This is a genomic window from Acidithiobacillus sp. TH-A35, assembly GCF_057473505.1.
The window spans coordinates 1-10,868 of record NZ_JBYCKR010000154.1 but is presented as its reverse complement, the minus strand read 5'-3'; the positions used below and the strand labels follow the sequence as shown (position 1 = coordinate 10,868).

Sequence of the window (10,868 nt, the reverse complement as noted above, 5' to 3'; positions counted from 1 at the left end):
GGGCCGCCGGGAGGTGAAGCCGGGCCAGGATTTCTTTCCGTTGACGGTCAACTATCAGGAAAAGGCCTATGCAGCGGGCAAAATTCCTGGTGGTTTTTTTAAGCGTGAAGGGCGACCTGCTGAAAAGGAGACGCTGACCTCACGGCTGATTGATCGGCCCATCCGGCCGCTCTTTCCCAAGGGCTTCATGAACGAAGTGCAGGTTATCGCCACGGTACTGTCGGTGGATCGTGATAATGATCCCGATATCCTGGCGCTGGTCGGTGCTTCGGCGGCCCTGGCGATTTCCGGCATTCCGTTCAATGGTCCGATTGGTGCGGCCCGGGTGGGTTATATCGACGGGCAGTATGTGTTGAACCCCAGTTACTCGCAGTTGACCACTTCGCAACTGGATCTCGTGGTGGCAGGGACCCAGCAGGCTGTACTCATGGTCGAGTCCGAGGCGCAGCAATTGTCCGAAGAGATCATGCTGGAAGCGGTGATGTTCGGTCACGCGCAATTCCAGCCGGTTATCGAGACGATTGAGGCCTTGGCGCGGGAAGCCGGTAAATCGCGCTGGGAGTGGGTGGCGCCGGTGGCTGATGAGGCCCTGGGCGCGCTGGTGCGCGAGGAGGCCACGCGGCTCTTGCAGGAAGCTTATGCGCTGACGGAGAAGCAGGCACGCAGCAAGCGCCTGGAAGAAGTGCAGCAAGCCATGGCGACAGCCTTCGCCGCGGGAGATGCGCAGCGCGGCGACCTGGTTCGTGGCCTGTTGAAAAAAATCGAAACCAGCATTGTGCGCGGACGCATTTTAGATGGCGCGCCGCGCATTGATGGCCGGGACAGCAAGACGGTGCGTCCCATCACCATCGAGACGGGCGTGTTGCCGCGGACCCACGGTTCGGCGCTCTTTACCCGGGGTGAAACCCAGGCCCTGGTGGTGGCGACCTTGGGCACCAAGGGTGATGAACAGATCATTGACGCCCTGCAAGGGGAGAGTCGTGATCGCTTTATGCTGCATTACAACTTTCCACCTTTTTCTACCGGTGAGACGGGTATGGTGGGTTCCCCCAAGCGCCGGGAAATCGGCCACGGGCGCTTGGCTAAGCGCGCAGTAGCGGCGGTCCTGCCCGGTAATAGCGAATTCCCGTACAGCTTGCGGGTGGTCTCTGAAGTGCTGGAGTCCAACGGCTCTTCCAGCATGGCGACCGTTTGCGGTGCCTCCCTGGCGCTGATGGATGCTGGCGTGCCGCTCAAGGCGCCGGTGGCGGGTGTGGCCATGGGCCTCATCAAGGAAGGCGACCGCTTTGCCGTGCTCACCGATATTCTCGGTGATGAAGATCATCTGGGCGATATGGATTTCAAGGTGGCGGGCACAGAACAGGGGGTGACCGCCCTGCAGATGGATATCAAGATTGATGGGATTACCCGGGAAATCATGGCGCAGGCGCTCGAGCAGGCGCTGGCCGGGCGACTGCATATCCTCGGACTCATGAACGGTGTGCTGTCCACAGGCCGTGGCGAGTTGTCCGACTATGCACCGCGTATTATCACCATCCAGATTAATCCGGATCGCATCCGCGACGTCATCGGACCAGGCGGCAAGGTCATCCGTGCCCTGACCGAAGAAACCGGCGCGACTATTGATATTCAGGACAACGGCACGGTAACCATCGCTTCTGTGGACGGTGAAGCGGGCGCAGCAGCGAAGCGGCGTATCGAATTGCTGACGGCGGATGTGCAGGTCGATACCATTTATGATGGCAAGGTGGCCAAGATCATGGATTTCGGTGCCTTTGTGACGATTCTGCCGGGGCGGGATGGCCTGTTGCACATTTCCCAGATCAGCAACGAGCGCGTCAGCGATGTCCACGACCACCTCAAGGAAGGGCAGACGGTGCGCGTCAAAGTCCTGGAGGTGGATCGTCAGGGCAAGATCAAGCTGAGCAGGAAGGATATCCCGCAATAAGCTGTCCGCCGACATCATTATCAATATGGTTGAACGCCTGACGAGCGCCACCGAATCGCTCTGCACAACGCTGGATAACGGGGTGACGGTGATCAGTGAGCGTCTGCCCGGACGCCGGAGTGTGGCTTTGTCCCTGACCGTCGGCAATGGCAGCCGGGATCAGGCCCCGGACGAAAACGGCTTTGCCCATTTGCTGGAGCACATGCTCTTCAAAGGCAGTACGGAGCGCGATGGTGATGCGCTCAATGCGGCCATGGAGTCGCTGGGCGGCACCATCAATGCGTTCACGGATCGCGAAAGCACGGTGTTTCACGGGACCGTGCTGGCGGAAGACGCCGCCGAAGCGTTTGCGCTGCTGACCGAGCTGCTGACGAAACCGCGCTTTGACCACGCCGACCTGCGCCTCGAAAAGCGGGTAGTCGCGCAAGAGGCGGCCATGGCCGCTGAGGATGTGGAGGACTGGGCGCAGGAGCGTGCTCTCGCGGAAATCTGGGGGGCGCATCCCCTGGCCTGGCCGGTGCTGGGGAATGCACAATGTATCCGGTCAGCCAGTCGGAAGCGCTTGCAAGCCTATCACCAGCGGGTCCTCGCCGAGTCGCCACTGATTGTCACCGCCGTCGGGGAAGTGGAGCATACGGCGCTCTGTGCCTGGGCGGAGGCGGCTTTCCGGGGACCGCGCCATGGCGCCCATGCCGCAGTGCCCACCCCGCAGTTTCATGGCGGACAGAAACGCCTGCGCCGTGCCCAGGCGCAACAGGCACATCTGATCTGGATGGCGCCGGCTTGCAGCGTTGCTGCAGAGGACTATCTGGCTTATGTGGTGGCCAATGCCATACTGGGCGGCGGCACGGCGTCCTATCTGTTCCGCGAACTGCGTGAAAAACGGGGGCTGGCGTATCAGGTATTTTCCCATCTCGACACTCTCCGTGATTGCGGGGAGTGGATGCTCTATGCGGCCACACCGGGGGCACAGCAAGCTCAGGCGGCAGAGGCTATGGCGGAGGTTCTGGCGACATTACTGGAGCATGGACCGACGGTGGAGGATATGGCTTGGGCGAAGCGCAGTCTGCGGATTCAGCTCCTGCTCGGGCAGGAGGATGCGGAAATTCGCATGAGCCGCCTGACGCGACAATGGCTGTATCTGGGGCGCCTGGTGCCGGTGGAAGAATCCCTCCAGACCCTTGCCGCGGTGGACGCTGAGGCCGTGCGGCGGGTCTTGCGTAAAGCCTGGACTGAGCGTTTTGAACTGATGTGCCTGCCGACACGGCGCTGAACTCAGGAAAAGTGATCTTTCCAGCGGCGTAGCGTGCTGAAGACGCGGACAGGGTCGTCGCCGGTGTCGGGATCGAAGGTGTTGGCACTGTGGATCAAGGCAGGCTCATGGCAGCGCAGGAAGGGGTTGCTGGCGCACTCCAGGGCCATGCTGGAGGGTAAGGTGGGTTCGTTGCGCGCGCGCTGTGCGGTGGCCTCTTTTTGGCGCTGCGCTATGACCGGGTTCTCTGGGTCGACCTGTGCTGCGAAGCGCAGATTGCTGAGGGTGTATTCGTGGGCGCAGTAGACGGCAGTATCCCCCGGCAATTTGGCGAACTGTTGCAGACTGTGAAACATCTGCGCCGCGGTGCCCTCAAAGAGGCGCCCGCAGCCTGCGGCGAAGAGGGTATCTCCGCAGAAAAGCGCGTCTTTCCAGGCGTAGGCAAGATGATCGCGGGTATGGCCGGGCACTTCCAGCACGGTGAGCGACTCCTTGTCCAGCGCCAAAGAGCCCGCGCGGACAGCGTGGGTGAGTTGCGGGATGCGCTGGTTGGCGCCATAGACCGGTATGCGGAAATGTTGCACCAATGCTTCCACACCGCCGGTGTGGTCTGCATGATGATGGGTGCAGAGAATGGCGCTGGGGCGGAGCTGATGTTCTGCGCACCAGGCGAAGACGGGCTCTGCACAACCGGGGTCGATAATCCATGCTCCTTTGGGTGTTTCTGCGACGTAGATGTAGTTATCTGTGAAGGCGGGGATAAAATGAATGGGCATTTTTGCATCTCGCTACGGGCAAGGTACCATAGGCCCATTATGGCATTGAATTGGGGTACCCGACGCTAGTGTTTTCTTTTTTCGCCGCTGCAAGGCCATTGCGCTGATATGCAGAGTCTGGGACGTCGCAGTCGACCACGGGCGCGTCGTGCCGCCATCTGGTGGGATGGTAGCAGCGGCCGCCTCCTGCTGGACCGCGCCCGGGATATTCTGCCGCGCTGGGTAGAACGCCTGCACCCGGAGACTATTCTGCAACTCGGGCAACCCGTTTTCTGGGGACTGCCGCCCGGTCATGAGCACACCTGGGTGCTGCTCAATGATGGCTTTGTCTTGCCTTCCGACGAGTATCTGCAAGCCTATGGCGCCTGTGAGGCGATGCCCTTTGCGGCCATGCGTTTCGATCTGGTTATCATCCCATTCTGTCTTACCCGGATAGCCAATCCGCAGGCGGTGCTGGAGGAGTGCTGGCGGGTGCTGCGCCCAGAGGGACATGTGCTGATTATGGATTTCAACCCAGGGGGCAGTCTGAGTGTGGTCCGCCGCTGGCACCTCTGGCGCCGGGACCGCGCCTGGCCGTGGCGGCGTCCCTTTCTGCCTCTGGGACGACTACGTACCCTGCTGGAAGGGCAGGATTTTGTGCTGCGAGAGGGACGTTACTTTCAATATTCCGTGCCGGGCCTGAAGCGCAATGCGCAGTGGATGGAACTGATGGGCGACCGCTGGTGGCCGGCAGGGGCCAACGCCTATTTGTTGCTGGCGCAGCGGCGTGATCCCGAGCGCCCGCTGGTCGGCGCGCTGCGTCCGCTCCTCAAGTTGCGTTCCGGGCGTCAAAAAGTCCGTTCCGAAGCGCCTGTTGCCTATGACGGCCCCGATCCTGCCGAGAACCCTGCGTCATGCCAAAAAAAATCATAGAGTTATTCACTGATGGTGCTTGTCGCGGTAATCCGGGTTTGGGGGCTTGGGGTGCGTGTCTGCGGCTGGCCGGGCAGGAGAAGGTCTTATGGGGCTTCGTTCCGGAAACGACGAACAACCGGATGGAGTTGACCGCGGCTTTGCGCGGCCTGGAGGCACTCAAGCGTCCCAGCGTCGTGCGGGTAGTTAGTGATTCCCGCTATCTGCGCGATGGTATGACTCAATGGCTGGTTGGCTGGCAACGCCGGGGCTGGCGGACCGCGGGTGGGGATGCGGTCAAAAATCGGGATATCTGGGAGCCGTTGGCGGCCGTGGCGGCACGTCACGAGATCCAATGGGAGTGGGTGAGAGGGCACTCGGGGCATATCGAGAATGAACGAGTAGACGCGTTGCTGAATCTGGTCATGGACCAGTATGCGGCGGGCGGGCAAGTACAGGAGGGTGAAGGATGGCTGTGAGGCAGGTGGTGCTGGATACGGAAACCACGGGCATCGACTGGAAGCAAGGGCATCGGGTGATTGAAATCGGTGCCGTGGAGTTGATTGACCGGCGGGTGACGGGGGTGCATTACCAGCAATATCTTAATCCGCAGCGCGGCAGTGATCCCGAGGCCTTGCGGGTGCATGGACTGACCGCCGAGTTTTTGCAGGATAAGCCGGGTTTCGCTGAGGTCGCGGACGCCTTTCTGGACTTCCTGGGCGAGGCGGAACTCATTATTCACAACGCGCCTTTTGATCTGGGTTTTTTGAATCATGAACTGCAACAGGTGGAAAAAGCACCGTTACGGCAGGCGGTAATGGATACCCTGGTGGATGCGCGCCGCCGCCATCCCGGCCAGAAAAATGATCTGAACAGTTTGTGCCGACGCTATAATGTGGACAACAGCCGTCGTGATCTGCACGGTGCCTTGCTGGACTGCGAGATACTCGCTGAGGTTTATCTGGCCATGACGGGTGGGCAGGTGGATATGATGGGGCTGTTGGGGGCTGCGGGTGGCGCCCATGCCGCAGGGGAAACCCAACGCTTTGGGGATGGCCGGAGCGCGATCATGCCGGCGCCATTGGCGCGGCCACGAGACCCCTTGCGGGTGATTCGCGCCAGTCCCGAGGAGTGCGCGGCTCATCAGCAATATTTGCGGAATATGGGGGCCACAGCATTGTGGTCTGAGGATGGATCGTAGCAATATAAGGTGCCTATAGCCGCGGGATCTAATAGGGTAATGGCAATAACCTGATCCTTCCATCTCGCGGGTTCTCAACCCCCCGATATGCTCTTTACCTCCAATGGCAGGTATGCAGCGGAAACAGTTATTATATGGATCATTCTTCTTTATCTTTTTTTAATACGGTGATAACTACGCCGCCAACAATAAGCTTCACAAAGAGAACCAATATCAGTAGATATATAATATATTCAAAGCCGATATCTATCCCAAAAAAGTTAAATGAAAAATATATGATTACTCCGACTGCTGGCGTGATGCTAAAAAACAAAAAATACTTTATTGCTTTCGCCTTGGTCTTTGATATTTTCACTTCTTCCCCAATTTTCTGTATGAGTGGTAACACTCATAATGGTAACTGTTAGCACCTATTTAGTTGCCGCAACAGAACTGCTAATACCTATCATTTGCGCAGCAAAAAAATCGCGCGAAAGACAGGATCACCTCGCACCTGATGGAGGATGGCAGCTGAAACGTGACCAATCCAATAAACCCATGCAACGTAGGAAATCTCTCTATGGACTCCAGAAAGCGTGGTAAAAGCAGCGGCACCGGCTGAGGACGAAGATGCACCGCGCCCACCGGGGATTACGAGAAAAATGAGTACGCCAGTAATCGCCAAGCCGGTCATGGAGAGGATTCCAATGCCATGCCAGAATCCGGGCAGACCTACGGCGCGTCCCGCCTGCGGTAGTTTCCCTTTAAATAGAGCCAGAATGTCTGTCTTTATTACCGATATCCCGTTACTGTTCCATGGGAAAAGAATTTTTGACTGTCCGTCAGCGTAGATCCATAACCACTCGACCATGAGGATAGCTGTGGCCAAAAGACCAACCCACTCATGAATAATGAAGTACATCCTGGTATTCGGATCAGAAACCAGTAAAGCACCGAACAATTCAAATGTTAGTGTAGTAGACAACCCGATATGTAACCACCTTGTACCACTATCCCATAAAATTGGCTGCATAAAGTTCTCCTCTTTTATTGTCTGAATCGCCTATGCTTGACGTGCATACCCAATAATCGCCCGCACCCGCTCATCATCGTATATTTTGCTCTCTACCTTGCAATACACCGCGCGCTCATCCGGAAAAACTGCCACTTCCACTACCCCAGGCAATTGCAGAAGCTGCTGGGTGAGTTGCGCGTTATCCTGGCTATCGGCAGGAAGAGGAAATATCCTGGTGGCGACATAACGTGGCTGCTGCATCGTGAGTGCCACTATCAACCAGATCAAATAGATGGCCGCCACGGCCCAAAAGACATCACTGTAGTTGTGTTGACCGGGCAGATAAAGTAATCCTCCCAACAAACCGCCACTGAATGCCCCTAAAAACTCCGCCGTGGTATATACGCCAGTGGCCGTTCCCTTGGCGCCCGGATGGCAGAACTTGGCCACCAAAGAAGGTAAGCTTGCCTCCAGCACATTGAAACCCACAAAAAACAAAAAGAGCGCGATGGCAATAGACCAGATACTGTGATTGGAGAGCGCCATCCAGATGACCGCGGCCAGCAAAATTGCAATCGCCAGCACAAAGACTTCACGGAGACGATGCTTCGCCTCACCGACAATAATAAGAGGGATCATTGCCACGAAAGAAAGCAGCATGACCGGAAGATACAACATCCACTGATCCGCCTCTGAGAGGAGCGGATGCTGCGGATCAATAAGTACCAAGGGCAGCACCACGAAGAGCGCTGTCAGACCAGTGTGGAGCGAAAATATACCAAAGTCCAAACGGAGCAGGTTGGGATTCCTCAGTACGTCCTTCAGCGCCGCAGGATTCATTTCGGCATCGCGATGAAAGCGTGCTGGAACAGCCGGAATCACCTTGTAGAGCACGCCGATGGCGAGGATGGACAGCGCCGCCGTCAACCAAAATATCCCTTGCACCCCAATCCATTGTGCTAACGGCGCGGATAACACCAGCGACACGCTAAAGCTGATGCCAATGGTAATGCCAATAGTGGCCATAGCCTTGGTCCAGCGTTCTTCGCGCACCAGATCCGCGGTGAGCGCGATAATGGCGGCGGCTACGGCACCTGCACCTTGTATGATTCGCCCTACCAGCAACCATTCGATGCTGGTGGCCTGTGCGGCGATAACGCTGCCAATGGCAAAAATGAGGAGTCCCGCCGCAATGACGGGTTTCCTGCCCCACTTATCTGACAGTCTGCCGAAGGGGATTTGAAAAATGGCCTGAGTCAGACCGTAAGCACCCAGAGCAATGCCAATGAGTACCGGATGGCGCATTGCCCCATGCAATCCGTGGGCATAGACGGAAAACACCGGTAATACCAGAAACAAGCCGAGCAGGCGTAAACCAAATATTCCGGCCAAGGCAATAATGGATCGGCGTTCACGTCCGTCCAGGGCGTTTTGTGGGGTGGTCATATTTATCCTTTTGTCGGGTTATTGAGGGCATAGTTAACGAATTGTTGATTACTTATGGATTAGACTTAAATAGCTTTATTGTCATTTCATTCCACTGCCCGCCTATCTTTACGTAGGCCTCTTTCGCTATTGTGCAAGAATGTAAGGACATATCGGGGTTGTGCCTGGCGCACCAACTCAGTTGAACATGAAGCGCTTCAGTATTTTTTGTTCTTGAAAACCATGCCGCGCTTTTGTGCGGATATGGAGACCCATTAGATGTTGCACCAGAGCACCCAGATAAAAACAATATAGAAAACAGAAAGACAGCGACAGCGTTGCGGTATGTCATTGTTAGTTACCTTATCATTTTAGGCCCCATTGTAGTCTATGGACAAGATATAATCTTGTTGGTTCCCCTCATCATCTCAAATGGGTAACTCATTTCAAAAAATGAGGTTGTGGCGTATGGGAAGTGCGGATCATTTGTCATCCATTTTCTCTTCGACAATATAATGGTTTTCAGGAACGGGAAGCCCCTCGCGATGCAGTGGCAAGGTATAAATACTATCCTGCAAAAACACACGACGTACGGCAAAAGCGGTTAGGGCAGTCACCATGGTCGGCAGCAGAACATGGTAGTTTCCGGTTAACTCCACCACCATCACGGGCGCACTGAGCAAAGCCCCGGTGGTGGCCGCCACCATACCGGCCATTCCACACAGGGCGAACAGGGCCGCCAGATGCGGGACACCGATAATGGGTTCCAGGAGCATTCCCAAACAACTGCCAAGTGCCGCCCCCATAAACAGGGAAGGCGAGAAAATCCCCCCGGAACCACCGGTACCGATGGTCAAACTGGTAGCCACCGCCTTCAGGACCAGCAAAGTCAGCAGAAGCAGTGGCCATTGAATCTGCTGGACCAGTACATCGGATATCCCCGCATAGCTGCCGCCGATCAAATAGTAATGACCCGTCAGACGATCGGTCAGATAAATCAGAATACCAACCAGCAGCATGCCGGACATGTGCCGTGTGTAAGGATTTTGCAGTAGTTGCCGACTATAGGCGTCAACACCATCCATCAGTTGGATAAAACCGATACTCATCAGCGCCATGAAGCTGCCCAGCACGGCAAAGGTCGGTAACATAAGGCTGCCATTCCAATGGGCGATGCTGGCATGCGCGAAGAGATGGGCGTTCCCGAAAACCTCCTGTGTCACCCAACTGGCAGAGGCCGTCGCCACGAGCGTGGACAGAACGGTCCAGGGCCGCCAGTCAGGCACGATCACTTCCATGGCCAGAAACCATCCACCCAGAGGCGCATTGAAGACGGCGGCGATACCGGCACCGACGCCACAACCCAACAAATGGATGCGTCGGTAATCGGGCACCCGGAAAAGATGCCCTACCAGGGCGCCGATAGCGGCACCGAACTGCATGGCCGGACCCTCGCGGCCGGCAGAACCGCCCGTGCCGATAGTGATGGCCGTCGCCACCGGTCGCATGATCGCAATCACCGGCCGCATATGGCCCCGATTGGCATGCACCGCACGTAGTACCTGGCTGACACCGGCACCCTGCGCTTCCGGTGCAAAGTTGCGCACCAGCACGGTTACCAGCAGGGCGCCGATCACCGGCACAAGAATAATCCATGCGCCCCACGGGGAGACGGGAGTATGTTCCCGTGCGTTTTGCGCAATACCAAAAGTGCCTAAAATGGCTGCATTATGAATGCCGGCAATCAGATAATGGAAAAGTACGGCACCCAACCCGGTCAATAAACCCACTCCGGCACCCAGCAGAATCAAACCAGGACCTTCGTGATGCGGCTCCAAACTGCGATGAAACCATGCGGAAAGTTCCATTAGAATGCCCCTGTCACTGCGCTATGTGAGGGCGTAGCAAGCGCATGGGCAGGGAGGTGTAGGCCAGCACATCCTCAATCGTCACAATAGCTATAACATCTTCGTGATGTTCCGGGGGATCAACCCGGCAGAGTAGCGCGCATTCCTGATGGGTGGCACGGAAGCGGGCGACCAAGTCATATATTTGGTAATCCACAGGAACACTAAACCAATCCTCGCTGGCGAAATTTTCTATGGGGGTCGAGGATTGTCGGTGTCGCAGCAACTCACGTACGCGCGGGGCGGTCAGTACCGCACGGGGTTGCGTCCCTTCGACGATCAGGATATGCGGTATTTCACGGCCGCGATGGAGCAGTACCGCGATATCTGCCAGCGTCCGGCTACCTTTTACCCGGATCAGCGGAGTCTCAATAAACTCTCCAGCCGGACGCATCAGGTAGAGGTTGCTGTGCCGCGCCTCAGGAATAAAATGACCGCGGCGGATCAGTTTGCGCGTGTAAATCGTCTCCCTTG

General features: G+C 56.9%; 9 protein-coding genes and 1 pseudogene. 5 read left to right on the top strand and 5 right to left on the bottom strand.

Features of this window, described 5'->3' with window-relative positions; all coding sequences use genetic code 11:
• Both pnp and AC2VNK_RS05360 read left to right on the top strand, forming a co-directional pair.
• Positions 1-1,948 (top strand): polyribonucleotide nucleotidyltransferase (gene pnp, locus AC2VNK_RS05365; RefSeq protein ID WP_486883092.1); only part of this gene is annotated, 1,948 nt, incomplete at its 5' end.
• Positions 1,949-1,973: 25 nt separating this feature from the next.
• A complete protein-coding gene (locus AC2VNK_RS05360) occupies positions 1,974-3,221 on the top strand; it encodes a M16 family metallopeptidase (RefSeq protein ID WP_486883091.1) in 1,248 nt (415 codons plus the stop codon).
• Between the two features lie 2 nt (positions 3,222-3,223).
• On the opposite strand, the gene gloB is transcribed toward AC2VNK_RS05360, so the two are convergent.
• A complete protein-coding gene (gene gloB, locus AC2VNK_RS05355) occupies positions 3,224-3,976 on the bottom strand; it encodes a hydroxyacylglutathione hydrolase (RefSeq protein ID WP_486883090.1) in 753 nt (250 codons plus the stop codon).
• 108 nt (positions 3,977-4,084) lie between these two features.
• Here gloB and AC2VNK_RS05350 point away from each other — a divergent pair, with 108 nt between their 5' ends.
• From AC2VNK_RS05350 to dnaQ, 3 genes are read left to right on the top strand one after another with little or no spacing between them, the layout of a single operon-like run.
• A complete protein-coding gene (locus AC2VNK_RS05350; RefSeq protein ID WP_291521167.1) occupies positions 4,085-4,888 on the top strand; it encodes a class I SAM-dependent methyltransferase in 804 nt (267 codons plus the stop codon).
• Positions 4,870-5,346: a ribonuclease HI gene (gene rnhA / locus AC2VNK_RS05345; protein WP_291521169.1), complete on the top strand. Its 477-nt coding sequence runs from the start codon at positions 4,870-4,872 to the stop codon at positions 5,344-5,346. The genes AC2VNK_RS05350 and rnhA overlap by 19 nt, the downstream gene beginning before the upstream one ends.
• Complete coding sequence (gene dnaQ, locus AC2VNK_RS05340) at positions 5,337-6,068, top strand: DNA polymerase III subunit epsilon (protein ID WP_486883089.1); 732 nt, start codon at positions 5,337-5,339, stop codon at positions 6,066-6,068. Before rnhA ends, dnaQ begins: the two co-directional genes overlap by 10 nt.
• A 445-nt stretch (positions 6,069-6,513) precedes the next feature.
• Here the strand turns inward: dnaQ and AC2VNK_RS05335 are convergent, their stop codons facing one another.
• The 4 genes and pseudogenes from AC2VNK_RS05335 to AC2VNK_RS05320 all read right to left on the bottom strand — a co-directional run.
• Positions 6,514-7,080: a cytochrome b/b6 domain-containing protein gene (locus AC2VNK_RS05335; RefSeq protein ID WP_486883088.1), complete on the bottom strand. Its 567-nt coding sequence runs from the start codon at positions 7,078-7,080 to the stop codon at positions 6,514-6,516.
• A gap of 30 nt (positions 7,081-7,110) precedes the next feature.
• The gene (locus tag AC2VNK_RS05330) at positions 7,111-8,508 is read right to left on the bottom strand and encodes an MFS transporter (RefSeq protein WP_486883087.1); all 1,398 of its coding nucleotides are present in this window, start codon (positions 8,506-8,508) and stop codon (positions 7,111-7,113) included.
• 461 nt (positions 8,509-8,969) lie between these two features.
• A complete protein-coding gene (locus AC2VNK_RS05325; protein WP_486883086.1) occupies positions 8,970-10,355 on the bottom strand; it encodes a chloride channel protein in 1,386 nt (461 codons plus the stop codon).
• Between the two features lie 13 nt (positions 10,356-10,368).
• A pseudogene (locus AC2VNK_RS05320) lies at positions 10,369-10,868 on the bottom strand (chloride channel protein); the annotation flags it as partial.